Below are 25,345 nucleotides of genomic sequence, written 5' to 3' on the forward strand. Positions count from 1 at the left end.
GATCGACGATGCTCCTCATTGCCGGCGCGCTGGCCCTTTCGGCCTGCGGCACCAAGGCGCCCAAGCAGCTTCCGCCCGAGCCGGGCCCGGCCACCACCACGCAGGGCCCCGATCAGTCGGCCGGTCCCGTTGCCGGCAGCCAGGCGGACTTCGTGGCGAAGATGATGGGTTCGGACACCATCCACTTCGCGCTCGACCGCTATGACATCGACGCGGAAGATCAGGCCGCCCTGTCCAAGCAGGCGCAGTGGCTGATGCAGTACCCCAACAAGCGCGCCACGATCGAAGGCCATGCCGACGAACGCGGCACCCGCGAATACAACCTCGCGCTGGGTGAGCGCCGCGCCAATGCGGCCAAGAACTACCTCGTCAGCCTGGGTGTGAACGCCGCGCGTCTCAACACCGTGAGCTACGGCAAGGAACGCCCGATCGCACTCGGCTCGGACGAGGCGTCGTGGGCGCAGAACCGCCGCGCGGTGACTGTCACGATCGACTGATCGCGGCCAACCCGATATTTTCGCAGGGACCCGGTTCGCAGGCGCGAGCCGGGTTCTTGTCTTTTGGACCGGTATTTTCGGCGCAATTTCTGACACTTTTGTGGTGCAGCCGAGATGGAGCTTGCAATGGTTTCGAGTCGGCAGGTATCGGCGGTCGAATGAGTCGGGCTGGCAGATCCATGGATTGGGGTTTTCCGCGCTGGCGCAGCTATGGCAGCTCGCGCGAGGCGGCACAGGTGCGCCTGTGCGACCGGCACGGCTGCACCGAATCGGGGGATTGCCCCGCTCCCAAGAGCCCGAATAGCCCGGACCGCTGGTATTTCTGCCAGAAGCACGCGGCCGAATATAACGCCGGTTGGGACTATTTCGCCGGTCTCGACGCCGAGGAAGCCGCTCGCCGGGAGGCGGAAGAGCGCTCTGAGGCAGAGGGTTACAAGGAATCGGCGCACTATGGCTGGACCGGCTCGGGCGACGGTTCGCGCAGCCGCGACGAGCTGCGCGCGCTGGAAGCGCTGGGCCTCGATCCCGATGCCGACTTCGACGCCGTGCGCAAGGCGTGGCGGATGAAGGCCAAGGAAGTCCATCCGGACGTGAAGCCCGGCGATGCCGATGCCGCCAAGGCCTTCCAGACCTACCAGCTTGCCTACGAAGTCCTGCGCGCGGCCGAGGAACGCCGCGAGTGGAAGGGCCGCTGAGCGCGCGACTCCTGCCTGTTCCGGGAACGCCGTTCAGACATTTGCGCCATTAGACCTGCCTAGAGGACGTCCATGGAAATTCGCGTCGCCGTCGCATCAGACTTGCCTGCGCTCCATCCCGTCATCGAACGCGCCTATCGCGGCGATAGCGCGCGGGCGGGCTGGACGTTCGAATCCGACCTGCTCGATGGCGAGCGGACCGATCTTGAGGAACTCACGGCGGTTCTGGAAAGTCCCGCCGACCGCCTGCTCGTCGCCCTCTCCGACGAAGGCGCGCCGATCGGGTGCGTTCAGGTTACCGATCGCGGCGAGGGGCTCTCCTATCTCGGTCTGCTCTGCATCGATCCCGTGCTGCAAGCCGGTGGCCTGGGCCGCATGCTGATTGCCGCGGCGGAAGGTTTGGCAAGGGATGTCTTCGGTGCCCGCGCCATGGAAATGACGGTGATCGACAAGCGGTTCGAACTGATCGCCTATTACGAGCGGCGCGGCTATGTGCTGACGGGCGAAAAGCGCGCTTTCCCGATCGTGCTCGATCCGCCGCTGGGGATGGTCGTCCTGGAAAAGCCGCTGCTGCCGGCAAACGTCTCCGGATAAGGCCGCCTCCGACAACTTTGCCCGATACGACAAAGGGCGCGCCTTGCGGCGCGCCCTTTGCGTTTGCCTTGCGATAGGCCGCCGCGATTACTTCGGCGAAAGCACCATCAGCATCTGGCGGCCTTCCATACGCGGATAGGCTTCGACCTTGGCGATCTCGTTCACGTCATCCTGCACGCGCTTGAGCAGGTTCATGCCCAGTTGCTGGTGCGAAAGCTCGCGGCCGCGGAAACGCAGCGTCACCTTCACCTTGTCACCGTCAAGGATGAACCGGTGGATGTTGCGCATCTTCACGTCATAATCGTGATCGTCGATGTTCGGACGCATTTTGATCTCTTTGATCTCCTGCGTCTTCTGGGTCTTGCGCGCGGCATTGGCCTTTTTCTGGGCCTCGTACCGGAACTTGCCCACATCGAGGAACTTGCAAACCGGCGGATCCGCGTTGGGCGATACTTCGACCAGGTCAAGGCCGACTTCGGCCGCCTGCTCGATCGCCTGGCGCGTATACATGACGCCGATATTCTCGCCGTTCTCGTCGATCACACGGACCTTGTCCGACTGGATCATGTTATTGAAGCGCGGTCCACTCTTGACCGGTGGCGTCATCATGCGCCGGGGTGGGGGTGCTATAAGCGTTCTCCTGAATCGTTTCTGTCGCGATGCGAGTGCGGGCGTCATTAATGCGAATCGGCCCGACACGCAAAGACGGATTTCAAGGAAATCTACAGGACGCCCCGGCCGCAGAAAACGGCCTAGTCGGATATAGGTAGTCGGACCCGATTTGAAAGAGTGGCGGGAGGCGTTTTCAGCGTTTTTTCCGCACCCGTGCCGGGTCCGATCTATGCGGCCGCGCGCCAGAGGGGATAGCGCAGGAGCTTGTCCTTCGCGGCCACCAGCGCGTCGATCTCGATGGCGGGCTGAAGGGCCGAGAGGATCGCCGGATCGGCCGCGTCCATTCCGCCCGTGAGCGCACCGAATGCGGGCAGGATCAGCCGGTTTCCGCCATGCACAACGCAAGGACGGGCAATCCGGCGGCCGCGCGCATGGACCACGAGGCGCGGGTGAAAATGGCCTGACAGTTCGGGCTCGCGCGTGCCCGGCTTCGCCTCATGGCGCAGCGCGATGCCTTCGACTGCGATCTCTTCAACCCGGGTGCCGCCGATGGACGGGTCCAGCACCGGGTCGTGATTGCCGGTGATCCAGACCCAGTCGAGCGCGCGCGTCAGCGCCGAGAGCATTCCCGCCGAATGGGCATCGAGGCGCTCGGTCCCGGCGCTGTCATGGAAATTGTCTCCCAGCGCAAAGACCCGCCGCGCCCCGGTCTGCCGCACGGCCAGTGCAAGCCGCTCCAGTGTCTCGCGGCTGTCGTAAGGGGGCAGCATCTGCCCGGTCTTCGCGAAATAGCTGGCCTTTTCGAGATGGAGATCCGCTACTAGCAGCGCCTGCTCGCGCGGCCAGTAGAGCGCCACGCCGCGCCCTGCCGGGGCAGGCACCAGACAGATCTCCTGCGCGCAGAACGAAAAGGGAACCATGGCTTTCCCTTGCCGCAGGGCGCCCGATTTGGCAAGCGCCCGGCGGAAGGGGAGATTGAATGACCGACTGGACCGCCCGTACCGACCGCGCCCGCCAATGGTTCGAAACCCTGCGCGACATGATTTGCGCCGAGTTCGAAGCGATCGAGCGCGAGGCCGGCTCTGCGGCATGCTTCGAATATAAGCCGTGGAAGCGCGCGGCGGTCGAGGGCGGCGAAGAGGGCGAGACCGGAGGCGGTACGCGCGGGTTGATGAAGGGCCAGATCTTCGAAAAGGTGGGCGTCAACGTCTCTACCGTGGTCGGATCGCTGTCGAAGGACTTCGCTGGCACGATCAATGGTGCCTCGGCCGAGCAGAACGCCTTTTCGGCCACCGGCATCAGTCTGGTCGCGCACATGGCCAATCCGCATGTGCCCGCCGTGCACATGAACACGCGGTTCCTGACCACGACCAAGGCGTGGTTTGGCGGCGGCGCCGATCTCAACCCGCCGATCCCCTATGACGAAGACACCGCCGAGTTTCACGCCGAGCTGAAGGCCGCCTGCGACGCGCACGGGGCGGACCACGATCGCTACAAGACCTGGGCGGACGACTACTTCTACATCCCCCACCGCAAGGTCCATCGCGGCGTCGGCGGGATCTTCTACGACCACCTCGAATGCGCCGATGAGGACGCATGGGAAGCGAACTTCGCCTTCACCCGCGCCGTGGGCGAGGCGTTCCTTGCCGTCTTCCCGCGCCTTGTGCGCCGGCGCATGGGGATGGCGTTCACGGCCGAGGACAAGGCGCGCCAGCTCGAATGGCGCGGGCGCTATGCCGAATTCAATCTCGTCTACGACCGGGGCACGTTGTTCGGCCTCAAGACCGGCGGCAATATCGACGCCATCCTGATGAGCCTGCCGCCCGAGGCGACCTGGAGCTGAGCGGGCAGCGGGGCGTATCGACTCGGCGGGCGGCGCAGCAATTGTTCTCAGCCTGAACGCTGGCCTAGCACTCGTCATCCCCGCGTAGGCGAGGATGTGGATTCACATTCGAAGTGCAACGGTTGAAGAGAGCATGCCTCGGCGGGTGTTTTGAAGTCGAGGCATTTTCGCGGTGTATTGTTGTAGCGTTGGATGATGTCCTCAAAGTGGGCAGGCGAGAGATCCTCGATGTTGGTCTTGCGCGGCAGGTCGCGTCTGAGGCGGCCGATGGCGTTTTCGACGCCGCCCTTTTGCCATGGGGCGTGGGGGTCGCAGAAGAACGTATCGATGCCGAGACGGTGCAACCTGTGGTGCTGTGCAAACTCGGTGCCGTTGTCGAGGGTCAGGGTTTGGCGCAAGGCGGCGGGCCAGGGCCGCAGCATGGCGGCGAGCAGGTCGGCGGTGCGCCGGGCCTTTCGGTCGGGCGGATGGCAGATCAGGGTGTAGCGCGAGGAGCGTTCATGGGCGACGAGGATGGCCTGGCCGTATCGGGCGAAGAGCATGAAGTCGGCCTCCCAGTGGCCGGGCCGGGACCGATCCGCGGCCTCGTCCGGGCGCATGGCGATGGGTTGGCGCTTGGCGATGAAGCGGACCGAGGATCCGCCGGGCTTGCGGCGCCATCCGCGGCGGGCCTTGGCGCGGGGCAGATAATGGCGCCATGATCGATCGTTCGTCCGCCTGATCTGGGCATGGATGAAGCGATAGATGCTCTCGTGACTGATGATACGCACGCCGGCCTCGCGGGCCATGCGGCCGGCGATCTGCTCGGGTGACCAGCCGGCCGCGAGGCGGCCCAGCACGCCCTCGCGCAAGGCCTGATCGCGTTCGAGGCGCATGCCCGACCAACGCCGGGCGCGCGCCTGCTCTTGCGCATAGCCGGGCCGATAGCCCACCGTGCTGCCGCTGTTGCGCTTCAGCTCCCGAGAGATCGTCGATGCCGAGCGATCCACAGTTGCCGCGATCTGGCGCAGCGATTGCCCGTCTTCATGAAGACGGGCAATCGTACACCGCTCTTCCAGATCAAGCTGTTCGTAAGCTCTTCCCATGACAACACCATAACCTGGTGTTGCACTTCGTTTGTGAACTTGGCGGATCCCGCTTAAGGCGAGGTTTCAAGAAAGCGGCCCCTCGCCTGCGCGGGGGCGACGAACAGGTGAAACTGGCGGCTCGCCATTGCTATCGAGGTCATCCGTTCATGCATTCACCGCCTAGGGTTTTCCCTGTGGGCATGTGCGGATTCGCCCCAATGGGGCCGGTGCGATTTTGCCTCCACGCTATCCTCTCGATGGCCCCCGCGAAGATGCGGGGCGTCGATGGCAGGAGACGGCGATGTCCAACCCATCGTGGAAATTCTTTGCAAGCGCCAATGTGCTGGTGCTCGGGTTTGCGGTGGTGAGCAAGGCGTGGAGCCAGGATCCCGCTCCCGCTCCCGCACCCGCTGCGCCTCCGGCAATGTCGGCCGATGCCGATGCCCGCGATCAGGCCGTTGCGGTCTGCATGGCCGAGGCCAAGGCGCGCGGGGACAAGTTGGGCGCGGCCGACGTCAGCATGAAAAAGGTCGAGGATACCGACAAGAAGAGTGACGGCCGCGCCTCGGTGCGCGCGGAAGTCGATGTCGCGATCCGTCAGAAGGACGGCTCGATCAAGATGAAGAAGAAGACGTTCAAGTGCGACACGCGCCACGGCGTGGTGACGGCCTTCTCGTATAGCTGACCCAGGCGGGGCCTTTCAGCAGGCGCGCATCGGCTGGGCCGGCATGCTGGGCGGAGCCACTAGCGGTTCGTCACCTTCACCGTTGAACATGCGCGACAGCGGGGCATTGCGGCGCTGCGTGGTGACGACCGGCGCCTCGACATCGAGTTTCTCGAAGAGCTGGATGCCGCAGGCCCGTCCGTCGCTCCAGCGTACCTGACCGCGAAATTCCTGTTCGGTGGGCAGGCGCACGTAGACCATGTCGCCCGCATACGGCGCGGTTCCGCGCAGGACGAGGCACATGCCGCGCTCCGAGACATTGCGGACGAGTGTCAGCTCCTCCATCGGTTCCCCGCTCTTGCCCGTACCGTGATCGGCGATCAGGCTGGCACGGATCAAGGTGCGCAGTCGCGGTGCGCGCGGGTAGCGACGGCCGCTATCGTCGTGTTCGTCATCGGCTTCCGGCAGGAATGACGCGGTAAGCAGCTCGTCGTCGCTCATGCCCAGGATTGCGGCGTAGATTGCCATGTCCAGGCTGTTCCCCATCTCGGCCTCCATGCAGGAGGGGCGGCCCCGGACATCCCAGTGGCAGACGTCCATGAAGGCGGCTTGGCTTCTGTCCTGGTGGAGCATGGGGGAGGGCGAATTCACGTCAATTTAAGCAAACGCTGCGCAGTTTCCTCATGCAAACGATTGGTGTCTTGTGCGATCCGGAGGTATGTTCGCGCGGTCTGCGCGCTTGCAAATGTTGCATTCGCAGCATCTGCCCCTTGCCGCGCCGCGAAAAATCCTGACATGCTGTAGCAAATGCTGCGCCAATATGAACTCGTCGAACGCGTCAAGGAATACGCACCCCAGGCCGATGAGGCCTTGCTCAACCGTGCCTACGTTTACACCGTACAGAAGCATGGCAGCCAGAAGCGTGCTTCGGGCGATCCCTACTTCAGCCATCCGGTCGAAGTCGCGGGCCTGATGACCGAGCTGAAACTCGACCCCCAGACCATCATCACCGCTTTGCTCCACGATACCGTGGAGGACACGCTGGCGACGATCGAGGAGATCGAGAAGCTGTTCGGCCCCGATGTCGCGCGGCTGGTGGACGGCGTCACCAAGCTCTCCAAGATCGAGGTGATGACCGAGAACGAGCGCGCGGCGGAAAACCTGCGCAAGTTCCTGCTCGCCATGAGCGAGGACTTGCGCGTCCTGCTGGTGAAGCTGGCCGACCGGCTGCACAACATGCGCACCCTCCATTACATCAAGAAGGAGGACAAGCGCCGCCGCATCGCCCGCGAGACCATGGATATCTACGCCCCGCTCGCCGAGCGCGTGGGCATGTATGAATATATGCGCGAGATGCAGCTGCTCGCTTTCGAGCAGCTTGAGCCGGAAGGCTATGCCACGATCACCGGCCGCCTCGCGCAGATCCGCAATCAGGAAGGCGGCCATGTCGATGCCATCGCGCTGTCGGTGAAGCAGGCGCTGACCGAGGCCGGGCTCAACGTGGAAGTCTCCGGTCGCGAGAAGCATCCCTATTCGATCTGGCACAAGATGGCCGAGCGCCACGTCACCTTCGAGCAGATCACCGATATCATGGCCTTCCGCGTGCTCACCGATTCGGTCGAGGAATGCTACAAGGCGCTAGGCGTGCTGCACACGACCTGGCAATCGATCCCGGGGCGCTTCAAGGACTATATCTCCACGCCCAAGTCGAACGGCTACCAGTCGCTCCACACGTCGCTGATCTACGAGAATTCGATGCGTGTCGAAGTGCAGATCCGCACCCGGGAGATGCACCGCACGAACGAGTTCGGCCTCGCCGCACACTGGGCCTACAAGCAGGGCGGCTCCCGCCCCGACGGGCAAGTGGGCTGGCTGCGCGACCTTATCGAGATTGTCGATGCCAGCCACGATGCCGAGGAACTGCTCGAACACACGAAGATGGCGATCTATCAAGACCGCATCTTCGCCTTCACGCCCAAGGGCGCGCTGTTCCAGCTTCCTAAAGGCTCGACCGCAGTAGACTTCGCCTATGCGGTGCACACCAATCTCGGCAATGCCGCGGTCGGCGTGAAGATCAACGGGCGGCACATGCCGCTGCGCACGCGCCTGTCCAACGGCGACGTGGTGGAGATCATCAAGAGCCCCGGTTCGGAACCGCAGCTCTCGTGGCTGGGCTTCGTCGTCACCGGCAAGGCGCGGGCCTCGATCCGCCGTGCGGTGCGGGCCAAGGAACGCGCCGAGGTCGCCGAGATCGGTGCCAAGCTGCTGGACGAGATCGCCGGACGCCTGCCTGCCCGCATCGGCAAGAAGGCGATCGACGGTGCGATCCAGCGCCTCGGTATGCGTGACGAGGAAGACCTGCTGTTCGCGGTCGGCTCGGCGCGGCTGACCGACCGGCAGGTCATGGAAGCGCTGATGCCCGGCAGCACGGCGGAACTGCCGGACGAGCCCGAATGGACCCGTGTCGAACGCGCGATCTCGATCCGGGGGCTCACGCCGGGCGTGGGCTTCGAGCTGGCATCCTGCTGCCACCCGGTTCCCGGCGACCGCATCGTCGGCCTGCGTCGCCCCGATCACAAGGTCGAAGTTCACACCATCGACTGTCTGACGCTCGCTAACGGCGTCGATGCGGACTGGCTGGACCTGTCATGGGGCGAACGCACCACCGGCGCGGTCGGCCACTTGCAGTTGGTCCTCTACAACCGGCCGGGCACGCTGGCCGAAGTGACGCAGATCCTCGCTTCCAACAGAGCCAACGTCACCAACTTGCAGATGATCCAGCGCGACGAGCCGTTCGGCACTTATATCGTCGATCTGGAGGTGAACGACCTCGCGCACCTCACCCGCATCGTCGGCGCCCTGCGCGCGAGCGAGGCCGTGGCGAACGCCGAACGCATCTGAAGACGTGGAGGTCTCGCTCAGAATTCGAGCGAGACCTCCACGTCGTCGCCTTCGGCAAGGCTCTCGGCGCGCCGTACGCTGGCCTTGACGGGCAGCAGCCAGCCCCCTTCCGCCTTGCTGGGGAAGACCGAGGTGGCAAACACGGTCTGGCCGATCTGCACCTTGACCTTGAGCGAGCCGAACCCACGCGACTGGCCCTCAAGCTTGCGCATCAGCGCCGTGCCCGAAAGCGCCTCGCCAGCGGCCCCGTCGATAGTGAGAAAGTGCCAGGTGCCGTTCGCACCCCCGGCCCAGCGCCAGAGCCGGCCGGTATGCGTGACATGCTCGGTATGAAGCGCGCCGGTCACGGTTTCACGACACGGATCGGCACGGGCAGGTTGCAGATGTCCACACCGCCGGCCGGCTGAATGTAGAAATCGTCCTTTCGGTTGGCCCGCTTGCCGGCATAGGCGGCGAAGCTCGGGCTCTCGGTCGAAAGATATTCGTAGGCGGGCAGGCCGGGCACTTCGTCGCCCATGCGGACCGAGAGCAGTTTCACGCGCTGCGCCGGGTCTGCATAGAAGCCCATCGGTCCAGTCCCGCGCGGCAGGGCGGAGAGATTCTCGATACCCTCGATCACGCGGCCAACCACGGCAACATTGCGGTCAAGCTGGCGCGGGGCATGGCCGATCACGGCATAAAGCTCGGCACCCGTACCGGCGTCAGGCGTGAGATTGCGGCCGACGCCTACCGCGCCGTAGCAATGGACAGGCCAGATCGCCTGCGAAGACCCGGCGAACGGCCATCCATCTCGAAATGAAGTCACCGAGGCATAGCTGTCCTTCAGCTTGGCCCCGGCGGAATAGGCCGCCACGACCGACTTATCCGCAACGGCGTAGTCGCTGTCTTTCATGACCTTCAGACCCACCGGCAGTGCTTTCGCTTTGCCCGCAACTTCGCCATCGGGATCGCCCCACTGCGCGACATAGTTGTCCTGCACGCGCACGACGGCGATCCCGTCGTACCAGCGCGCGGCCACAAGCTTGCGGATATTGTCCACCCAACCTTGCGAGAAAGGTGCGGAAATCAGCTGGATCACCACCCGGCGCGGCTTTCCGGCGGCATCGGGCGCAAGGTCCATGACGAGGAGGTCCTTCGGCGCGATCCGGCGCCAGTCGGAGGCCGGGGAACTGGCGACGATATCGCTGGGCGTGAGCAGTTTCGGCGCCTCCGAAGCGATCGGCGGGGCGGAAAAAGCGGCGGAAAGCATGGCGGTCAAAAGGAATTTGCGCATGAGTGGGTCTTGGCATGCCAGGAACGCTTGCGAAAGCCCGCATCCCACGCTAGGGCGCGCGTCTCCAGTGCATGCGGAGCGGTGGCCGAGTGGTCGAAGGCGCTCGCCTGGAAAGTGAGTATACGCCAAAAGCGTATCGAGGGTTCGAATCCCTCCCGCTCCGCCAGCACCTGTTCCAGACAGGTCCAAAGACTTCCATAGCCCCTTTACAAGTGGCTGATTTCCGCCAAATAGCGGGGGAAGTTGTTCCAAAGAGTTCCAAGGAAAGCCAGCCCAATGCGGGGGCATTCTTGGGGCACCGGAACCTGCAAGTGGGGGCATCGGGTGCTTACGGATCAGCAGTGCAAATCGGCGAAGGCGGACGAGAAAGCCGTCAAGCTGACCGATGCGCAAGGGCTATCCCTGTACGTCACACCGGCCGGATACAAGAGCTGGCGCTTGAAGTATCGATTCGGCGGCAAGGAACGCCGGATCGTCTTCGGGGCGTATCCGGAGATTTCGCTGAAGCAGGCGCGGGAGCTGAAGGACGATGCGCGCCGGGATCTGCGCGAGGGGCGCGATCCGGGCGAGGAGTACAAGCGGCGGGCCGCGCGGCGGACGTCGGGCGTGGACGAATCGACCACCTTCAAGGCCGTGGCGCTGCGCTGGCACGAGCTGCAGAAGCCGCAATGGAAGCCGGTGCACGCCGGCGACGTCCTGCGCAGCCTGGAGCGGGAAGCGTTTCCAGTGATCGGCAACATCCCGATCGGCGAGATCCGCGCGCCTCAGATCCGCGAGATGCTTCAGGAGGTACAAGCCAACGGCGCGATCGAGACGGCACATCGCATCCGGCAGCGGATCTCGGCGATATTCCGTTTCGCGATCGCGCACGACCTGGCCGAGACCGATCCAGCCGCGGCGATAAGCGATGCACTTCAGGCTGTGGTGAAAGGCAAGCAGCCGGCACTGCTGAAGCTGAAGGACTGTCGAGCCTTTATTCGGGCCTACGAAAACGAGCCGGGCTATCCGCAGACGAAGCTGGCCTCGCGGCTGCTGGCGCTGACGGCGGCTCGACCTGGCACGGTGCAAGCAGCCGAACTGGACGAGTTCGAGGATCTGGACGGCGAGGCGCCGATCTGGCGCATCCCGGCGCTGAAGATGAAGCTCTCGCGAGCGAAATCCGAGCGCGAGGAGTTCGAGTTCATCATTCCGCTTTCGCGGCAGGCCGTGGAGACTGTGAAGTCGGCGGCGGAGTTTGCGGCGAGCCGGAAGTTTCTCTTCCCGTCAGCCAGGCACTCGCATCGGCCGATGACCGAGAACGCGTTGAACACCGCCTATCGGCGCGTGCCGCTGTTCGCCGGCCGGCATGTTCCGCACGGGTGGCGATCCAGCTTTTCGACGATCATGAACGAGCGGGCGATCGACCTCGATCGACCCGGCGATCGCGCGATCATCGACCTGATGCTTGCCCACCAGCCCGAGGGCGTGGAGGCGTCGTACAATCGCGCGGCCTATATGACACGTCGACGCGAACTGGCGCAGGAGTGGGCGGATTTGCTCATGGATGGACTGGATCCAGCAGCGAACCTGATCGACATCAGGCGTCGCGGGATCTGACCAATGGTGGCCGCGCATGACGGCCGCCACTCCCCCGCATGACGCGTCGCCATTTGGCCTGATTGCCGCTCGGGTCACGAAGACAGCGCTCGGCCGAAAGACCAGGGCGCTGCTTGACCGCGGTGACAGCCCGCGCAGTGGCGCAAAGGTGTGGCGCAATTCTTACACCGAAGGCACGATCGAGGACCGGGTCTGGAAGCCCATTCACGACGGAACACCGCGAGGCGGACGCCGATGGGTTCGCGCGCTGCTCAAGGCGGCCAAGGACTTTGAGAATCAGACCCGTCGAAAGCGCCGAGAGAACGAACCCGGCGTGCGCAATGGCGCGCTTGGTGAAGTCGGTATCGCGGTGCTCGAGTACCTTTATGATCTAGTCGATTACGCGACCGGGCGTCTCGAACCATCAATCCAGAGGATCGCGGACGATATCGGCCGCTCCTATTCGGCAGTGCATGACGCGCTTTGCAGATTGCGAAAAGAGGGGTTCCTACACTGGATGCGTCGATCGCGGCCGATCGACGAGCCTGTGCCCGGCGGGCAGCAGGTCGAGCAGATCCCTAACGCGTATGCGTTGCTCATTCCGGTCGAGATGAAGAGCTGGCTCGCGTCGCTGCTCAAGAAGGCGCCGACGCCCGGGTGCGAGGTGGACCGCAGAAAGCGCCAGAAAGAGGCCTACGAGGCCATGCTCAGCGGCCTGACGGCCGAGGAACGTCACACCGCTACCTGGAACGGCGATAGCCTTCTGGGCGAAACCCTGAGGCGTCTCGCGGCTTCGGTCGACCTACGTGATTTCCAGAGGGGCGAATCCGCCACCACCGGAGAGACCGGGGGATCATTCTGATCCAATGACGAATTAGGGCGCTTCGGCGCCCTAATACTCCGGCTTCGCCCCGGTTTGTTCCGACCCCCGAGGCCGCGAGGCCCATCATCCCCGCAAATGAAGCGCCGGACGCACCGGCGCGCGAGGGCGGCTGCGCCGCCCAGGGGTGTCCAGGGGGCCGGGAGCAAAGGCCGTGCCATTCTTCGGCCTTGCCCCGGCATCTTCTGGCGCTCTGTCAATCGGGCGCGAAATTGCTGATGATCAGTTCGTTGACCTTCTTGCCCTGGCCGGTCCGTGGACGTGGCGATCGTCTAGGTCGTCTCGATGTCGCGGATTCCGAATGCCGAGAAGATCTCGCGCACCTCGGGCGAATCGTTGATCGAGAGAAGGAACTTGCCGCGCGCGCCGGCCAGGATCGCCGCGAGGCGTTCGAAGTCGGCTCGATCGAATGCGCCGGCGCCGCTGCCGGGTGGACTAGCGTTTTGATTATTGAGGCAGACTCTTCCACCGGAGCGCGCTCTTGGGTTTGTTCCTATTTCGTTCTATGTTCCGCAGGTGATCGAACCACCCAAACCCGACGATTCGCGCCTCGCGCAGTACGCGACAGAGCGCGACATGCATTATCGCTGGCGCACGTTCCCCGACCAGGGAAGTTGGTGCAGCAACGTGGAACTAGGATTTCCCGACGGACAGACCTGCTGCTGGGTTGGACGTGGCGATACTGACCAGGAAGCCTTGGATCAGGGAATGGGATACGCGATCGGATACTTCGAAGCCGTGAGGAGTTCGTCCCTCGGCATTGGGGAATACCGCCGGATAAGCGAGGGCGGCTAGTCCGCGGTCGGATCGGACAACAGGTCTCCCCACCGATCGAACAGCGCTCGCCGGCGGCCGAGCAGCTCGGCGCGGTTGTAGGCGGCCTCCACCTTGTCCTTCGGGCTATGAGCAAGGGCTCGATCGATATCGCTGGCGGCGTCCGGTCCCAGCGTCTCGTTCAGGATCGTGGAGAAACTCGAACGCCAGCCATGGGGCACATGGCGACCCGCAAAGCCGGCACGATCATAGAGCGCGCCGATCGCGCTCTCACCGATAGGCCGGCTCCGATCCCGGCCCGGGAAGACCAGATCGTCGCTCCCGGGAGTTTGGGCATCGTACCCGAACTCGCGCTTGGCCTCGCGCAGCAGGGCAACGGCCTGGCGCGAAAGCGGCACGGCATGGGCGAAACGCGAGTCATCCTTCTTTGATCGCTTCAGCTTCATGCGCGCTGGCGGCACGCGCCACAGCGGCTCTATGCCATCCAGGTCCTCGACTTCGCCCCAGCGCATGCCGCGCACCGCCTCAAGGCGGACCGCGGTCAGAGCGAGGAGCCGGGAGGCGAGGCGGGTCGCGGGGCGACCGGGCTGGCGATCGGCGGCGCCGAGCAGCTCGCGGCACTCGGCCGCAGATGCCAATGCCGCTTGCGGGCGCACCGGCCTGGCCGCACTCATGGCACGGCCGACGTGGTGGGCCGGATCCTTATCGGTCAGGCCGCGCGCGATACCGTATCCGAAGATCGCCGACAGGCGCTGGCGCTGGCGGCGCGCCGTCTCGATCCTGCCGCGATCTTCGACCACGCGAAGAACTTCGAGCAGTTCCGGTGGTTCGATCGATGCGATGGGGCGCGCGCCGATCGCGGGGAAGACGTCGCGCTGAAGGCTTGCCAGGACGTCGGCCGCGTGCGCCGGCGACCAACTGTTCTCGTTATGTCGATACCAGGACCGCGCCACTTGTTCGAAGGTGTCGAGCTTCTCTTCCGCCGCCGACGGATCCACGCCCTGGCGGATCTTCGCCTTGGCCTCATCACGGCGCTGGCGGGCATGGGCGAGCGAGATCTCAGGGAAGCGCCCGATCACAAGCAGCTTTTCCTTGCCCTGCCGGCGATACTTCAGGCGCCAAGACTTGGTGCCGGTGGGTGTCACGAATAGGAACAGGCCGCCGGCGTCGGCCATCTTGTAGGCGCGCGACTGAGCGGCCGCGGCTTTCACCGCACCGATGGTAAGCATTCAAAATTCCTCGTATGGGCGTCGGGTAAGGGGGGGAAATGTCCAGACTGCCGATCGACAGATATACGTTCCCATGGGGTGACGCGGCGGACTGCCCGTGTTTGAGCGGGGTGAAGTTCTCGCGATGCTGCAAGCGCGATAGGAAGCAGCTGCCGTACGTTAAGGTGCCTACCCTTTTGCCGCCTGGCAAAGCGACCGGGTACTCACATGCTCGCTGTTACCTCTCATGCACCCATGATTGTTCCGATAGCATCAGCCGAGAGCATTATATCTCAAACGCTATTTTGCAGCGGTTCGACCAACTTCAGATTTCGGGAATGCCTTGGCAGAAGCCGGGTGAGATCCAGGGTTTGCCGGCGAGCGCCTTAACCGCAAACATCCTTTGCGCGCGCCACAACAGCGCGCTGAGCCCTCTTGATGACATGGCAGCGAAAGCGTTCGATGCCCTGGTCGCCGCAGCCGAGTATGCTGTCACCAGTAAGCACCCCGGTCGTGCGACGCATCATTTATTGAGCGGCGAAGCCTTTGAGATCTGGATGATGAAGGTCGCAGCAGGGGTCTACTTTGGAGGTCTTGCAAAAGCCGAGGGTAAAAAGGTCCGCGACCATTTCTCCTTCCCGCTTGCAGAATTTGTAGGTGTTCTGCGTGGCCAAATGCTTCTCGGTCGGGCGGGGTTGTATCTCACCCAGGATGTAGGCGTAGTCCAGCACAGGCAACTGGGTGTGGCGCCGCTGCTGAATGTCGCGAAAAATCAGCTCGCGGGCATCAGCATTATGCTGAGCGGCATAAAGTTCGAATGCGTATTTCAAAACCCGGATCTGCCGCACGCTCACCAGCTAGCGCTCAGTGCTCGGCACCGGCCGTCGATTATCGACTTCAGTGGTCCCGCACGTGACGCTCGAATTGTGTTCACGTGGCGAACCAACGTGAACGACGTGAAGCGGTTCGGTCTGGTGGTTGAGCGCTAGTACGGCGGATGATCCCTCCGCCTTGAACGCGAATGCAAAGCACGGTTTTTCGCCAGATTTTCACTAGTGCTTCGCCTGCGGTACCCCCCGCAGTACCCCCGGTTCACGGTGCGCCTGATTCCACCTGTCGGTGGTGCCGACCGGCGCAGTCGCCGTACCGGGCAATCATCCGCGCTTCCCAGACCGCGCGGGCCGGATCAATGAACGGCTGCGGCCTGGCCTCCACCGGCGGGCATGGCTGTGTCAGGTTCGCCTGCGGCGCGGGCGTTGGCGGAACTGATCGCGTCGTCGAGCACGCTGCCAGCAGCAGGATCAAGGGCGCAGTCCGCAGGAACAGGTCGGTCCTTGTAGATGGTGCTGATCGTGCTTTCGCGCACTGTGGACTGAGCCTGCGCATCAGCGCGTTCCTCCTCATAGATCTTAGCCGTGTCGGCCTGTTTGTCGCCCTGGGTCTTCAGGTCCTTGGTGACCTGCTGAAGCGCAGACAGGTCGGCGCTGTCCCGCCGCCAGTCCTGCACTTTCCAGGCAGCACCGAACCCGAGGGCAGCTGTGGCCAGCGCGCCTGCCGCGCACCAGGTGATTGGGATCGGATTCACAGGCAGCTCCCGCGGTCGACGTTGCCGATGCGGTGTGCGAGCCAGCCCTTGAGGAACGCACGTTGCGGCGGGCTGCGTTCCGCGATCCATTCGTACCGGCGCAACTGCTGATCATCGAGATCGTCGAGCATGTGTCGGCACCACGTCACCTTGCCGGTGCTGGCCTGACAGATCTCGTACGCGTTGATCGTCCTGCCGCCGACTTTGCCATCCACCACGAGCTTCGCCGCCGGGCAGTTTTTGTTGATCGCGGCTTGCAGGAACTTGGACGAAATGCCCGGTCCCATGTTGATGCCGGTGTCGATGAGCTCGGCCGCGACGCCAGGGTCCGTAGTCAGCAGTGGGTAGAAGCCCGGCCTGGATACGTAAATCTCGGTGTAGATCTTGTCCGCGCACACAGTCAGTGTCGCGTTGCAGTTCTTCGGGAAGAACCGCATGTCGCCGAGATAGCCGTTCTGGCGTGCCACCGTTTCGGTCACGCCCAGATTGGTCGGGCCGCCCCGATCGGCCTTGTTGTTCACGTAGCCGCCCTCGGCGGCGTACGTCGCAGAGAGGATCAGCACGAGGGCGCTGGCAGCGGTACCGCCGCGCTTCACCAGCGTCTTGCGGTCAGCCATTGGTCTGTTCCAGCTTCGCCTGGATCTTCTCGGTGGTCTTGGTCTGGCGCACAAAGCGTCCGACGAAACCCGCGAAAAGTAGGAAATAGGCCACGTACCGAGCGTACGGCAGCGCGTCACGCAGCTCGCTGGGCATCGAGTTCCACGTCTCGGTCAGCGTACCGGCCAGCGTGAGCAGGCTAAGTCCGGCACCACTACACTGCACAGACAAATATCGCCAAGCGTCGCGCCACTCGTCGATCAGGCGGTTACGGATGGCGTTCAGGAGTCGATTCATGCGTCGTCATCCTTTTCGGTTCGGAGCAGCTTCTTGACGGTCTCGGTCTCGTAAATACGGATCGCCACCCAGACGGCGGTCAGAAGCGTCGAGATGGTCGGCAGCACGCTGATCAGGCTCCCCAGCAAAGCGGTGATGGAAAGTGCATCGAGCATTTGCTTGATGCCCTCGGGTAGGTTGTCGAAGACGTGCTTCATTTGCAGTTCCGGATTTGGTTTGATTGGAAGCTGGCCGCTGGGCATGCGTCAGGCGGTGACCGAGGTCATTGGCAATGCTTTCGGCCCGGGGTAGTCCCGCACGACGCTTAGGACCTGAGGCGGAGATTGCCCCGGTACCCAGCGAAGAAGTGGAAGGTGCCGCTGGTGGCGCCTACCGCGGAAGCTTGGAGAGTCTTGGTTGCAGATATTGCCCAAGTGAACGACGGTTCGTCGGCCGCTGCGCCGGTCGTGGCGCCCAACGCTTCGACCGTGCCGATCTTGTTGCCATCGGGGCCACAGTGGACCAAAAATCTGTAGCTTGTGGATTTGGTACCAGCAGCATTGCTGTCTGCACTTTTGGCGACAAAATAGATCTCGCCGTCGATACTGTTTTGGAGGCCAAAAATGTCCTCAAGACGGAAGATCGTTATGCTGGGACCGGCGACTGCAACCGCGCGATACGCGGCGCCTTGGCCCATGTACCGAAGCGGGTTGAGATCGTAACCCAGCGTGCCCTGCACGTTTGCAGTTTGGCTCGCTGACGTTCCGCCAATGTTGATGTAGACGCCGGGATTTATGCCAACGAACGCCCGATTGGCTCCGGTAGGCGTCGAGACCGAATAGTGAGGGATCGTGTTGAGCGCGATCGTGCCGAAATAGGTCTGGTTCGTACCGGATCCCACGCGCTCATCAATTGAGCCGAAATTGCCCTCAATGTTACCGGACCAACCAACGTCGGCATTGATGATCTCGATTTTATGGCTCGTCGGTTTTTCAATCGAGTTGCCGGTTACGTTGACGTTCAGGAACTTGGCGGTGTTCTTGAACGCAATGCCTGAACAAGGTTTTTGCTGGCCGCAAAACGCGATGTTTAGATTGGCAATGGTTACAGATCCTGCTTCCTCAAGGTAGATAGCTTCCTCTCCGCATTCGAAAAGGTTGCCAGGACCTGAAAGATTCAACCATTCGCAATTCTTTATTCGATAAGCACTCCGAGTAACGGTACCGCGCGGCATCAAAACTTTGGGTTGGCTGACTGTCAGCCCGTCCATCTGATCGGCATAGAAATGCTCGTATTTTACACCGCTCGCGATGACGTCGTGTTCTGTCCAGTCAGAATAGACGAGCTCCGTAACACCTGAATCACGTTCTAGCTGGATATCACGCGTGCAACCGATGAAACGGCTGCTCACTATGCCGATCTGGCTGATCGAGTGCATAGCTGCAGACGCAGATGCCGTACCATGGATAGCGACGTTGCAGCCCAGAAACATGGCGCTGATATCAAGGTTTCGAGCCGATTTCAGTTCGATCCGCGCGAGCGTGCCAGCCAGCGTACCTTCGAACTTCTTGTCCCACTGGATCTGCGGTCCGGGAACGCCGACTTGAATCTGGACATCCTGAAGCCGGCCAGGGCCACTGAAGCCCACTGGAGCTCCGAGCATCAGCACGCTTCCAGCACCGTTGAAGACGCCATTCGGAATGAAGACATCTTTCCCTGCAGTTATCGCATCGTCAAAGCACTTCTGAATTGCGGCGATTTCCGAACGACCATCTCCGAACGCATAGTCCGCAAGGGACAGCACATCGCCATTCTTATCAGCCTGCGTCCGATTCCTCGCATTGAAGCCAGGCGCCTTGGCATTGACGAGTGCAGCACCTTTGCCCGTAGCGGGAGATGCAAGATCCGACGTTTTGACGCGGTCTGACAGATCCTCGTTTATCGGCTCAAGTAGGGGATCAAAAATCTGATGGGCGGTCGCTGAACGTTGAGCCCCATTTTGCCAAACAGGCAGAAGCTCGGAACCGTCAATCGGTCCCGTGGCGGGGTAGTTTGGTAGAGTCGGCATGAAAAGCTCTCACAAGCAGGAGCAGTAGGTGGCTGCGATCGGTCGGCGATCAAGCAACGGAGTTTGTGCCAATCCAGATCTGGTCATCGGCGACGTCAAACGACGCGAGCTTGTCGTCAGCGGCATTGTGTATTTGCAGCTCGATCGCGTTGCTCGCGTTCCGGATCGCGTCGATGGCGTCGAAGCGCGCTTGAGAAGCGTCGCCGGGCGCACGTAGATCGTTCAGCTGTCGCCACGCTGGACTGATCAGGAGGATCCGCCTTGAGGCCTCGCGCTTGACCGCCAACACGAGTTGAGCGCGCATCGCCGCAGGATCCGACTCCGGCACGAAGACTTCCGGGGCCCCAGTGGTGGGGCAGGGGCAAATCGTGCCGCCCGTTGCCTGCCCTTCGAGAAGTGCCGAGTAGTCGTCGTCGGAGATCTCGATGCAGTCATCGGGATGGGCGGGATGGACCTGAGCCACGTAGAAGCCTTGGGCCGAGGGTGAGTAAAGCATGCCCATGGTTCAGGTCCCGACCGCGATGAAGGATGTTGCGACAGTGCCATCTGCCGCGGAGTACACCTGAAAGTTGGTGGCGGTGATTGTCGAGTTATCGGTAGCCGGCCAGTTGTCCTGGGCGTTCTCGCCGGTGCCGGCGCCGCTAACAACCGCAGCGAAACAGGCTGTCGTGAATGCCAACGGGAAGGTGATCGTCGTGCTGGCGTTGCCGGCAGCGGTGAAGCGGCCCCAGTTGAGCTTCAGCCCATTGGTCAGCGCGATGAAGCCGTTCTGGCTAAAGCTGGACGCGACGACACTGAGGATAGCCGTGTCGCGGGCCTGAAATAGCACCTGCATGGCCGTAAGGAGCTGGCCGAAGTTCGTCTTGCCGGGCGCGATCGCGGCGGCCGCGAGCACCGACATGATCTCCTCCTGCACCATATTGGCCCAGTCGGCTGTCAGGATGGTCGGGATCTTGCCGGTCGCGGGATCACCGCGGCCGAAGAAGCCCGGCGTGCCGACGGCAAGCGGCGCCGGCAGCGCCGAGACGGCACTGGGAGTATCGATACGAAACACTGGTGAGCCTCGCTACTGGATGAGGACGTAGGTGTGCGCAGGCTTGAGCGCGTTGAATTCGCAGATGAGCACGTCGTTGCTCAGGCCGCTGGTGTTGGCGTGGACGGTGACCACCCAGACAAAGAGCCAATCCTCGCCATAAAGCGGGGTCTCGACAGTGCTGAAATCCACCCTGAACGGCGAGATCACCGAAATGGAGATCTCGAAGCCGAGCGCTGCGGCGAACTCGATGAAGAACGCCTCGTTCTGGCCGCCGCTGCCAATGAAGCGTGCCAGGACCTGCGTGGCACGCTGCTCGATGGTAGCGTCGGGCCCGGCGCAGGGATCCGGGAGACCGAGCGAGCTCTCCCATTCGGAAACCAGATCCAGATTGCTCCCGGGAAGCGAGGTCGCCAGCACGCTGGTGGCCGCCGCATCAAGCCGCGCCCATTCCTGGGCAAGTGCGAGGATCAGTTTCTGTTGGCCGCTATCCGGGGGCGCTTGCCACACGCGGCCGCGCGGAAGCAGGGCGCGGATTGCGCCGGCGTAGTCTTCGGCTGAACGGGCCATCAGATATACGTGATTTCGCCGGCGACCGGGAGTGTTCCGGGGTTTGAAGCGATGTTGCCCGTGGGCCCCGGGATCACGGTGCCGGCAGACGCGGAAACCGAGGTGATGACGAAGCCGCTGGCGCCGGACACGCTGGCGATCTTGGTCTCGATGGCGTCTAGCGGCGTCAGGCTGCCGGGCACGGCCGATGCCAGGAGCGCGGCGGCGAAGGCATCGGCGATCGCGAGCCTCGTGGCATCCGACGGCACTCCCAACCCGGAGATCGTCAGGCCGATCGTGTTTGGGGTGGGAGCCACGCCGAAGACCATGGCGGTCACGGGCTTCTGCGGGAAAATGGCATTCGCGATCACAAGCTGGTCGCCCGTGGCATGGACAGCGCGGGGGTCTGCCGTCGCAACACCATTCGTTCCTTGCGGAAAGCCGCCGTGGTCGACCCGGGCTTCATCCATCATGAAGAGCACGCCGACAGTGCCGGCGCCGAACAGGTTGGGCTCACACCAGGCGCGTGTTACTCCCGGGATGTCGAGTGCCCAGTTCACATAGTCCAGCGACGATCCGCCCGAGGCGGGCTGCGAGTATGCCTCGATCATCCGCGAGCGCAGATCGTCGTCGCGTTCGACATCCGCGCCGCCGGCGATCGCCACGCTCACCGTGCCCAACGAGTTGATGCCCGAAATGGCAGAGGCGAGCGAGACCGTCGTTCCGGCGACCGTATTGCCTCCTGTGCCGGCGACGGATGCGGTTACGGAGGCGACCGTCACGCTGTCCACCAGCACGGCATCGGCGTCGACGGTAAAGCTCAAACCGTCAGACCGGGTCAGTACAGTGCCGGCAGGAATCGTGCCGCTCGTCCCGTTGAACGCCACCTTGCCGGTCGCGGCCACAGCGCGCTTTCGGGTGACGCGCTTCAGGGCGGCCCAGCCTTCAAGGAATTCGTCTTCGGAGGTGAACGGCACCGACTGTTTGGTGATCCAGTCGAGATATCCGAAGCAGCCATCGACCAGACTGGCCTCGACATCACCGAGGATCGTCAGATTGTTGTAGCGCAGGAGCGCATTTACGCCCGGCAGCCCGGCGGCGATGTCCGCAGCGACCTGCTGGCGGAGCTCGGTGAGTGTGGGACGGGAAAAGGGCATCAGATCAATTCCCAGAGATTAGCGAAACGCAGCGCCAGGCTGTTGCCGTCGGGGCGGTGGATCACGACGCGCGCAGCCAACATGCTGGGCCGGGAGAATTCAGCGTCGATGTCGATCGAGGCGGCAACGCCGTCATCGGTGAGCCAGGTCAAGGCCGATCGGATATCGTCCTTCACCTGCTGAAGAACGGTGATGGTCTGCTTCGAGCGCTGTCGGAGCCAGAGTTTCGACCCGATCTGGCCGCCCCACCACCCACGGCGGTCGCCGGATTGATCGGGCAGCTTGTCGTCTTCGTCCGCAGTTGCATCGCTGAACAGGCTGATGAGCACGGCCGTGGCCAGGTCGTGCGATGACGGAAGCGTCGGCGTGACAACTGCGTTGATGAGGCCGCCCGCCTCGTCGACGATCGGATCTCCGTTTTCGTCGGTCCAGAGCATCGGGTACTCGGGATTGAACACCCAATCCCCACTGCCCGTTGCGGCGTCCCAGCTCGTGAGAATGTCCGTCATGCGGTGTGGTCCGTCTTGCCGGATGTCGCAGTGCCGGCGCTGACGCCTGTGTGGCCGTGCTGATTATAGGCGTCGCGCAGCGCGCCAAGTTCGATTGCTTGCCCGTTCGAGAGCGCGGTAACTGTACCGTCAGCAGCGATGGTACCGGTTGCGTCGATGTTGCCACCGACGTGCAGGTGGCCGGTGAGGTAGACGTCCGGCACATCGATGGTGGCTTTGCTGGCGTTTTTGACCGTGATTTCCAGTCCAGCGCCGTCGATCTCGATACCCTCGGCCGTGAATTTCACATGAGCTCCGCGGACGTCATAGACGATCGTGTCGCCCGGCTTCAGGTCGCGCGGGCGTGACGGCCGGTGGCTCGTTCCCATGACGAGTGAGCAGGAGCGATCGCCGCCGCGCCGAAGCATCACGACTTCGCTGTCGATCGGGGGGACGGATCCGAAGCCGAATTCGGTCACGCGACGGACCTTGTCCAGCACGCGATCGGCGAAGCCAGATCCGGATGCGCCCTCGGTCACCTGCAGTAGCTGCAGCTCGCCGCTGTCGTCGATCGTGGTGGTGCGGCCGATCCCGATCAGATTGGCGAGAAACTGAGGGATCATTGGGCAGCTCCGTCCACATCTGCCAAGTTGACCGGGACAAGCGTGATCGGTTCTGGTGTGAATGCCTCCTTGGGCATGCAGACCAGTTCGGCCGTCGTTCCGCGTTCGTCATCGAACCGATAGGTCACTTCCGAAATAACCAGCATCGCACCGGCCGCTGTCCCCGATAGGGTGACGGGGACCAAAGTATTCGGCGTCCACAGCGTCCCATCGCTATCGCGCCAGCTATCGACAGTTGCCCTCACGATAAAGGCGCGTCCGGCGCGGCGCTGAGCCTCCCATTTGGCACGCTGGATCGTGAACTGTTCCGGATCCGTCGCGACATTCTCCACGATCAAGTAGGTAAGGCGGTGACGGGGCACATTGGGATCGTGTTCGGTATGATAGAAGTCGGTGCCGTTCAGCTCCATCATGGCGTCCATGGACGCGGAACAGCAGACGTAGTCTGAGAAACGCTGATCCATCGATCGCTCTACGCTCCAGCTCTCCACATTTTGTCCGTAAACAACGCCACTTGCCGCTTCGATCGTTCCCACTGCGGCCAGTGCGATCTTTCCCTCGTAATCCTCGTACGCAAGCAGACCGGCATTGCGAGCAAGGCGCTGGATGATTTCAGCGGCGGTTTCGCCGTAATTGAGTGCCCATTTCGAAACGTCTGGGCCTGGGGACGCATTGTCGAGCATTGCGACAGTGATCCCATAGTAGGCAGCAAGCTTTGTCGCGATCGTCAGCGCGTTGCCCCCGATCAACTGATGCGAAGGCCATTCGGCGCCGCAGTCGACGAGGTCTTGAGTGCGACCACGGCCTTGGATCGTGATCGTGTGACTATCGGCGTCGCCTCCATCGATGACGCGATCGACATAGCCAGAGACGACTGTGTCGCCGCCCATCATCACCACGCATTCATCGCCGGCGTTGCAGGGCAGGCGGAGCGATGGCGGTAAGCTGGCTCGGACCTCGAACGAGTTCGGGAAGGCTTCAGCGCGGAGCGTGACCTCGACCTGCTCCCATCCTGTGAAGCTCAAGCCAGCCACATGAAGCGTGAGCTCATTCTTGTCGCGGCCGCTGACGACGATTTCGGTACCGGTCATGATGCGAGAGCCTGAAAACTGGCAGGCATGAAAAGCGGGTGAGGCGGGTTCGCCTGGGTGACCAGTTGGCTCGCCCGGGTTGCATCCGCGTAGAGGGACTGGGCGAGTACGAGCGACGGCAACGCGGCCGAAAGCTTGAATGTCCGCATCTGAGCAAGCGTACCGCCGCGGTTGCGCAAGTCCCTTACGACCGCGCCGCGACACTGGCGAAGCGCCGCGGCGCAGGCATCAGCTCTCGCATCGGCGGCAGTCACCATGAGGGCATCGAGAATTGCACCGATCTCGGCGATCCGAGATGCGGCGTCGTCTGCGCTCTGCGGTTGGTATGTTGCCGCGACCGTCGTTAACGCCGCCGCGGCCGACCGCAGGACGATCTGGGCGACCGCGTCTGACATCGCGTCGCCGAGACCAGGCGCCGTGAGGCGCATCAGCCCGAGCAGCAGACGGATCGCATCGGCCGGGTCCGCGCAAGCCGCGACCAGGGCGGCCACCATGGCATCGGCCGCGTCAATGATCGCACCGCCATTCGAGAGGTCGGTGGTCTCGACTGCAGTGACGAAGGCCACGGCCGCATCGATCGTCGCCTGCCGGTTCGCGGAGGCAATCGGAACAATGTCGGCAACGGTGGCGGCCGCCGAATACGGTGACGCGTTGGAACCCGAAAGGCCCGCGTTGGCGCCAGCGCTATAGCGCCCGTAGTTACCGCTGAGCTTGGCGGAAATGCGGAACATGGCCGTGGCGTCTTCGACGGTGCTCTCTACCGCGTTCGCCCAGCTATTCGCTGCACTGACCAGATCGGAGATGAGGCCTCCTTTCGTCACGGCGCTGGCGATCGCTGCGATGCCCTCGACTTTCGCGGCGATCTGCATCGCCTTTGCAGCGACGGAATTCAGCGTTGAGAGCGCGCTACTGGTCGGGAACGTCTGTGCGCCCGATTCAACAAATTCCAGCTCGACTTCGGAATAGCTGTTTGCACCCAGCCCCTCGCTGATCGAGGCACGTTCGACGACGACGCTGAGGATCCCCATCGTCGGGTGCGTGAGGGTACCGGCGCCCTTCTTCTCGATCGCGCTGACCAGCGTCGCCCGCTGGAGTTCGATTGGGAGGCCGCCGAGGAGGACATCGCCGTCGACGACGAAGCCCCGCAGGCGAAAGCGCCGCGGCGCCCGGCCCAGATCCTCGGCCCAGGGCTTGTCGCGGCCCGGATACTGATGGAGCGCAATCCTGCGGCCGCCGAGCGCGTCAGACTCGGTGACCGCGAACGGAACGCCGCGGAAGGATGCCGGTAGTAGCAT

29 protein-coding genes and 1 tRNA gene are annotated in these 25,345 nt (G+C 63.2%); 10 read left to right on the top strand and 20 right to left on the bottom strand.

What is annotated here, in order from left to right; all coding sequences use genetic code 11:
- Positions 1-8: 8 nt before the first annotated feature.
- The 3 genes from pal (at position 9) to AC1VVK_RS12025 (ending at position 1,786) form a co-directional block, all read left to right on the top strand.
- The gene (gene pal, locus AC1VVK_RS12015) at positions 9-497 is read left to right on the top strand and encodes a peptidoglycan-associated lipoprotein Pal (protein ID WP_132388635.1); all 489 of its coding nucleotides are present in this window, start codon (positions 9-11) and stop codon (positions 495-497) included.
- 158 nt (positions 498-655) lie between these two features.
- Positions 656-1,192 carry a J domain-containing protein gene (locus AC1VVK_RS12020; RefSeq protein ID WP_132388471.1) on the top strand — a complete coding sequence of 179 codons (537 nt, stop codon included), beginning with the start codon at positions 656-658 and terminating at the stop codon, positions 1,190-1,192.
- Between the two features lie 72 nt (positions 1,193-1,264).
- Positions 1,265-1,786 (top strand): GNAT family N-acetyltransferase, encoded by a 522-nt coding sequence (locus AC1VVK_RS12025; protein ID WP_482903157.1) that lies wholly within the window; start codon positions 1,265-1,267, stop codon positions 1,784-1,786.
- Positions 1,787-1,873: 87 nt separating this feature from the next.
- On the opposite strand, the gene infC is transcribed toward AC1VVK_RS12025, so the two are convergent.
- Both infC and pdeM read right to left on the bottom strand, forming a co-directional pair.
- On the bottom strand, positions 1,874-2,395 hold the full coding sequence (infC, locus tag AC1VVK_RS12030; RefSeq protein ID WP_132388475.1) for a translation initiation factor IF-3: 522 nt from the start codon (positions 2,393-2,395) through the stop codon (positions 1,874-1,876).
- A 230-nt stretch (positions 2,396-2,625) separates the two neighbouring features.
- Positions 2,626-3,318 (bottom strand): ligase-associated DNA damage response endonuclease PdeM, encoded by a 693-nt coding sequence (gene pdeM / locus AC1VVK_RS12035; RefSeq protein WP_482903158.1) that lies wholly within the window; start codon positions 3,316-3,318, stop codon positions 2,626-2,628.
- A 59-nt stretch (positions 3,319-3,377) separates the two neighbouring features.
- On the opposite strand from pdeM, the gene hemF reads away from it, so the two are divergent.
- On the top strand, positions 3,378-4,241 hold the full coding sequence (gene hemF, locus AC1VVK_RS12040; protein ID WP_482903159.1) for an oxygen-dependent coproporphyrinogen oxidase: 864 nt from the start codon (positions 3,378-3,380) through the stop codon (positions 4,239-4,241).
- 74 nt (positions 4,242-4,315) lie between these two features.
- Here the strand turns inward: hemF and AC1VVK_RS12045 are convergent, their stop codons facing one another.
- Positions 4,316-5,326, bottom strand: coding sequence for an IS30 family transposase (locus tag AC1VVK_RS12045; RefSeq protein WP_482903160.1), 1,011 nt, complete (start codon positions 5,324-5,326; stop codon positions 4,316-4,318).
- A 283-nt stretch (positions 5,327-5,609) separates the two neighbouring features.
- Between AC1VVK_RS12045 and AC1VVK_RS12050 the strand changes: the two genes are divergently transcribed.
- Positions 5,610-5,993, top strand: coding sequence for a hypothetical protein (locus tag AC1VVK_RS12050; RefSeq protein ID WP_482903161.1), 384 nt, complete (start codon positions 5,610-5,612; stop codon positions 5,991-5,993).
- 15 nt (positions 5,994-6,008) lie between these two features.
- Here AC1VVK_RS12050 and AC1VVK_RS12055 read toward each other — a convergent pair whose 3' ends face one another.
- The gene (locus AC1VVK_RS12055; protein ID WP_482903162.1) at positions 6,009-6,518 is read right to left on the bottom strand and encodes a PilZ domain-containing protein; all 510 of its coding nucleotides are present in this window, start codon (positions 6,516-6,518) and stop codon (positions 6,009-6,011) included.
- Positions 6,519-6,779: 261 nt separating this feature from the next.
- Here AC1VVK_RS12055 and AC1VVK_RS12060 point away from each other — a divergent pair, with 261 nt between their 5' ends.
- Positions 6,780-8,873 (top strand): RelA/SpoT family protein, encoded by a 2,094-nt coding sequence (locus AC1VVK_RS12060; protein ID WP_482903163.1) that lies wholly within the window; start codon positions 6,780-6,782, stop codon positions 8,871-8,873.
- Between the two features lie 17 nt (positions 8,874-8,890).
- Here AC1VVK_RS12060 and AC1VVK_RS12065 read toward each other — a convergent pair whose 3' ends face one another.
- Both AC1VVK_RS12065 and AC1VVK_RS12070 read right to left on the bottom strand, forming a co-directional pair.
- Positions 8,891-9,220, bottom strand: coding sequence for a DUF1905 domain-containing protein (locus AC1VVK_RS12065; protein WP_482903164.1), 330 nt, complete (start codon positions 9,218-9,220; stop codon positions 8,891-8,893).
- Positions 9,217-10,146, bottom strand: coding sequence for a peptidylprolyl isomerase (locus tag AC1VVK_RS12070; protein WP_482903165.1), 930 nt, complete (start codon positions 10,144-10,146; stop codon positions 9,217-9,219). Before AC1VVK_RS12070 ends, AC1VVK_RS12065 begins: the two co-directional genes overlap by 4 nt.
- Before the next feature lie 75 nt (positions 10,147-10,221).
- On the opposite strand from AC1VVK_RS12070, the gene AC1VVK_RS12075 reads away from it, so the two are divergent.
- The 3 genes from AC1VVK_RS12075 (at position 10,222) to AC1VVK_RS12085 (ending at position 12,583) form a co-directional block, all read left to right on the top strand.
- A tRNA-Ser gene (locus tag AC1VVK_RS12075) sits at positions 10,222-10,312 on the top strand.
- 158 nt (positions 10,313-10,470) lie between these two features.
- Positions 10,471-11,742 (top strand): tyrosine-type recombinase/integrase, encoded by a 1,272-nt coding sequence (locus tag AC1VVK_RS12080; protein WP_482903166.1) that lies wholly within the window; start codon positions 10,471-10,473, stop codon positions 11,740-11,742.
- A gap of 16 nt (positions 11,743-11,758) precedes the next feature.
- Complete coding sequence (locus AC1VVK_RS12085; RefSeq protein WP_482903167.1) at positions 11,759-12,583, top strand: LexA family transcriptional regulator; 825 nt, start codon at positions 11,759-11,761, stop codon at positions 12,581-12,583.
- A gap of 809 nt (positions 12,584-13,392) precedes the next feature.
- Here AC1VVK_RS12085 and AC1VVK_RS12090 read toward each other — a convergent pair.
- Complete coding sequence (locus AC1VVK_RS12090; RefSeq protein WP_482903168.1) at positions 13,393-14,604, bottom strand: tyrosine-type recombinase/integrase; 1,212 nt, start codon at positions 14,602-14,604, stop codon at positions 13,393-13,395.
- A 317-nt stretch (positions 14,605-14,921) separates the two neighbouring features.
- Between AC1VVK_RS12090 and AC1VVK_RS12095 the strand changes: the two genes are divergently transcribed.
- Positions 14,922-15,572 (top strand): hypothetical protein, encoded by a 651-nt coding sequence (locus AC1VVK_RS12095; RefSeq protein WP_482903169.1) that lies wholly within the window; start codon positions 14,922-14,924, stop codon positions 15,570-15,572.
- Between the two features lie 197 nt (positions 15,573-15,769).
- Here AC1VVK_RS12095 and AC1VVK_RS12100 read toward each other — a convergent pair whose 3' ends face one another.
- The 13 genes from AC1VVK_RS12100 to AC1VVK_RS12160 all read right to left on the bottom strand — a co-directional run bounded on the left by AC1VVK_RS12100 (position 15,770) and on the right by AC1VVK_RS12160 (position 25,345).
- Complete coding sequence (locus AC1VVK_RS12100; RefSeq protein WP_482903170.1) at positions 15,770-16,168, bottom strand: hypothetical protein; 399 nt, start codon at positions 16,166-16,168, stop codon at positions 15,770-15,772.
- Entirely contained in the window at positions 16,165-16,785 is a 621-nt protein-coding gene (locus tag AC1VVK_RS12105) for a glycoside hydrolase family 108 protein (protein WP_482903171.1), read from the bottom strand. Before AC1VVK_RS12105 ends, AC1VVK_RS12100 begins: the two co-directional genes overlap by 4 nt.
- Positions 16,778-17,062 carry a DUF7940 domain-containing protein gene (locus AC1VVK_RS12110; RefSeq protein WP_482903172.1) on the bottom strand — a complete coding sequence of 95 codons (285 nt, stop codon included), beginning with the start codon at positions 17,060-17,062 and terminating at the stop codon, positions 16,778-16,780. The genes AC1VVK_RS12105 and AC1VVK_RS12110 overlap by 8 nt, the downstream gene beginning before the upstream one ends.
- On the bottom strand, positions 17,059-17,259 hold the full coding sequence (locus tag AC1VVK_RS12115) for a hypothetical protein (protein WP_482903173.1): 201 nt from the start codon (positions 17,257-17,259) through the stop codon (positions 17,059-17,061). The genes AC1VVK_RS12110 and AC1VVK_RS12115 overlap by 4 nt, the downstream gene beginning before the upstream one ends.
- 107 nt (positions 17,260-17,366) lie before the next feature.
- Positions 17,367-19,109 carry a hypothetical protein gene (locus AC1VVK_RS12120; RefSeq protein WP_482903174.1) on the bottom strand — a complete coding sequence of 581 codons (1,743 nt, stop codon included), beginning with the start codon at positions 19,107-19,109 and terminating at the stop codon, positions 17,367-17,369.
- 49 nt (positions 19,110-19,158) lie between these two features.
- A complete protein-coding gene (locus AC1VVK_RS12125) occupies positions 19,159-19,611 on the bottom strand; it encodes a hypothetical protein (RefSeq protein WP_482903175.1) in 453 nt (150 codons plus the stop codon).
- Between the two features lie 3 nt (positions 19,612-19,614).
- A complete protein-coding gene (locus AC1VVK_RS12130) occupies positions 19,615-20,163 on the bottom strand; it encodes a gp53-like domain-containing protein (RefSeq protein WP_482903176.1) in 549 nt (182 codons plus the stop codon).
- A gap of 12 nt (positions 20,164-20,175) precedes the next feature.
- On the bottom strand, positions 20,176-20,712 hold the full coding sequence (locus tag AC1VVK_RS12135; RefSeq protein WP_482903177.1) for a YmfQ family protein: 537 nt from the start codon (positions 20,710-20,712) through the stop codon (positions 20,176-20,178).
- A complete protein-coding gene (locus AC1VVK_RS12140) occupies positions 20,712-21,848 on the bottom strand; it encodes a baseplate J/gp47 family protein (protein ID WP_482903178.1) in 1,137 nt (378 codons plus the stop codon). Before AC1VVK_RS12140 ends, AC1VVK_RS12135 begins: the two co-directional genes overlap by 1 nt.
- A complete protein-coding gene (locus AC1VVK_RS12145; protein WP_482903179.1) occupies positions 21,848-22,357 on the bottom strand; it encodes a phage GP46 family protein in 510 nt (169 codons plus the stop codon). The genes AC1VVK_RS12140 and AC1VVK_RS12145 overlap by 1 nt, the downstream gene beginning before the upstream one ends.
- On the bottom strand, positions 22,354-22,959 hold the full coding sequence (locus AC1VVK_RS12150) for a phage baseplate assembly protein V (protein ID WP_482903180.1): 606 nt from the start codon (positions 22,957-22,959) through the stop codon (positions 22,354-22,356). Before AC1VVK_RS12150 ends, AC1VVK_RS12145 begins: the two co-directional genes overlap by 4 nt.
- Positions 22,956-24,050 (bottom strand): phage baseplate assembly protein, encoded by a 1,095-nt coding sequence (locus AC1VVK_RS12155; protein WP_482903181.1) that lies wholly within the window; start codon positions 24,048-24,050, stop codon positions 22,956-22,958. The genes AC1VVK_RS12150 and AC1VVK_RS12155 overlap by 4 nt, the downstream gene beginning before the upstream one ends.
- Positions 24,047-25,345 carry a DNA circularization protein gene (locus AC1VVK_RS12160; RefSeq protein WP_482903182.1) on the bottom strand — a complete coding sequence of 433 codons (1,299 nt, stop codon included), beginning with the start codon at positions 25,343-25,345 and terminating at the stop codon, positions 24,047-24,049. Before AC1VVK_RS12160 ends, AC1VVK_RS12155 begins: the two co-directional genes overlap by 4 nt.

The organism is Novosphingobium sp. BL-S-32 (genome assembly GCF_056857055.1).

What these genes read in the sequence shown, in the direction of transcription:
- pal (WP_132388635.1), top strand. Translation starts at nt 9, where the DNA reads ATGCTCCTCATTGCCGGCGCGCTGGCCCTTTCGGCCTGCGGCACCAAG.
- AC1VVK_RS12020 (WP_132388471.1), top strand. Translation starts at nt 656, where the DNA reads ATGAGTCGGGCTGGCAGATCCATGGATTGGGGTTTTCCGCGCTGGCGC.
- AC1VVK_RS12025 (WP_482903157.1), top strand. Translation starts at nt 1,265, where the DNA reads ATGGAAATTCGCGTCGCCGTCGCATCAGACTTGCCTGCGCTCCATCCC.
- infC (WP_132388475.1), bottom strand. Translation starts at nt 2,395, where the DNA reads ATGATGACGCCACCGGTCAAGAGTGGACCGCGCTTCAATAACATGATC.
- pdeM (WP_482903158.1), bottom strand. Translation starts at nt 3,318, where the DNA reads ATGGTTCCCTTTTCGTTCTGCGCGCAGGAGATCTGTCTGGTGCCTGCC.
- hemF (WP_482903159.1), top strand. Translation starts at nt 3,378, where the DNA reads ATGACCGACTGGACCGCCCGTACCGACCGCGCCCGCCAATGGTTCGAA.
- AC1VVK_RS12045 (WP_482903160.1), bottom strand. Translation starts at nt 5,326, where the DNA reads ATGGGAAGAGCTTACGAACAGCTTGATCTGGAAGAGCGGTGTACGATT.
- AC1VVK_RS12050 (WP_482903161.1), top strand. Translation starts at nt 5,610, where the DNA reads ATGTCCAACCCATCGTGGAAATTCTTTGCAAGCGCCAATGTGCTGGTG.
- AC1VVK_RS12055 (WP_482903162.1), bottom strand. Translation starts at nt 6,518, where the DNA reads ATGGGGAACAGCCTGGACATGGCAATCTACGCCGCAATCCTGGGCATG.
- AC1VVK_RS12060 (WP_482903163.1), top strand. Translation starts at nt 6,780, where the DNA reads ATGCTGCGCCAATATGAACTCGTCGAACGCGTCAAGGAATACGCACCC.
- AC1VVK_RS12070 (WP_482903165.1), bottom strand. Translation starts at nt 10,146, where the DNA reads ATGCGCAAATTCCTTTTGACCGCCATGCTTTCCGCCGCTTTTTCCGCC.
- AC1VVK_RS12085 (WP_482903167.1), top strand. Translation starts at nt 11,759, where the DNA reads ATGACGGCCGCCACTCCCCCGCATGACGCGTCGCCATTTGGCCTGATT.
- AC1VVK_RS12090 (WP_482903168.1), bottom strand. Translation starts at nt 14,604, where the DNA reads ATGCTTACCATCGGTGCGGTGAAAGCCGCGGCCGCTCAGTCGCGCGCC.
- AC1VVK_RS12095 (WP_482903169.1), top strand. Translation starts at nt 14,922, where the DNA reads ATGCCTTGGCAGAAGCCGGGTGAGATCCAGGGTTTGCCGGCGAGCGCC.
- AC1VVK_RS12105 (WP_482903171.1), bottom strand. Translation starts at nt 16,785, where the DNA reads ATGGCTGACCGCAAGACGCTGGTGAAGCGCGGCGGTACCGCTGCCAGC.
- AC1VVK_RS12110 (WP_482903172.1), bottom strand. Translation starts at nt 17,062, where the DNA reads ATGAATCGACTCCTGAACGCCATCCGTAACCGCCTGATCGACGAGTGG.
- AC1VVK_RS12115 (WP_482903173.1), bottom strand. Translation starts at nt 17,259, where the DNA reads ATGAAGCACGTCTTCGACAACCTACCCGAGGGCATCAAGCAAATGCTC.
- AC1VVK_RS12120 (WP_482903174.1), bottom strand. Translation starts at nt 19,109, where the DNA reads ATGCCGACTCTACCAAACTACCCCGCCACGGGACCGATTGACGGTTCC.
- AC1VVK_RS12125 (WP_482903175.1), bottom strand. Translation starts at nt 19,611, where the DNA reads ATGGGCATGCTTTACTCACCCTCGGCCCAAGGCTTCTACGTGGCTCAG.
- AC1VVK_RS12135 (WP_482903177.1), bottom strand. Translation starts at nt 20,712, where the DNA reads ATGGCCCGTTCAGCCGAAGACTACGCCGGCGCAATCCGCGCCCTGCTT.
- AC1VVK_RS12140 (WP_482903178.1), bottom strand. Translation starts at nt 21,848, where the DNA reads ATGCCCTTTTCCCGTCCCACACTCACCGAGCTCCGCCAGCAGGTCGCT.
- AC1VVK_RS12145 (WP_482903179.1), bottom strand. Translation starts at nt 22,357, where the DNA reads ATGACGGACATTCTCACGAGCTGGGACGCCGCAACGGGCAGTGGGGAT.
- AC1VVK_RS12150 (WP_482903180.1), bottom strand. Translation starts at nt 22,959, where the DNA reads ATGATCCCTCAGTTTCTCGCCAATCTGATCGGGATCGGCCGCACCACC.
- AC1VVK_RS12155 (WP_482903181.1), bottom strand. Translation starts at nt 24,050, where the DNA reads ATGACCGGTACCGAAATCGTCGTCAGCGGCCGCGACAAGAATGAGCTC.
- AC1VVK_RS12160 (WP_482903182.1), bottom strand. Translation starts at nt 25,345, where the DNA reads ATGCTACTACCGGCATCCTTCCGCGGCGTTCCGTTCGCGGTCACCGAG.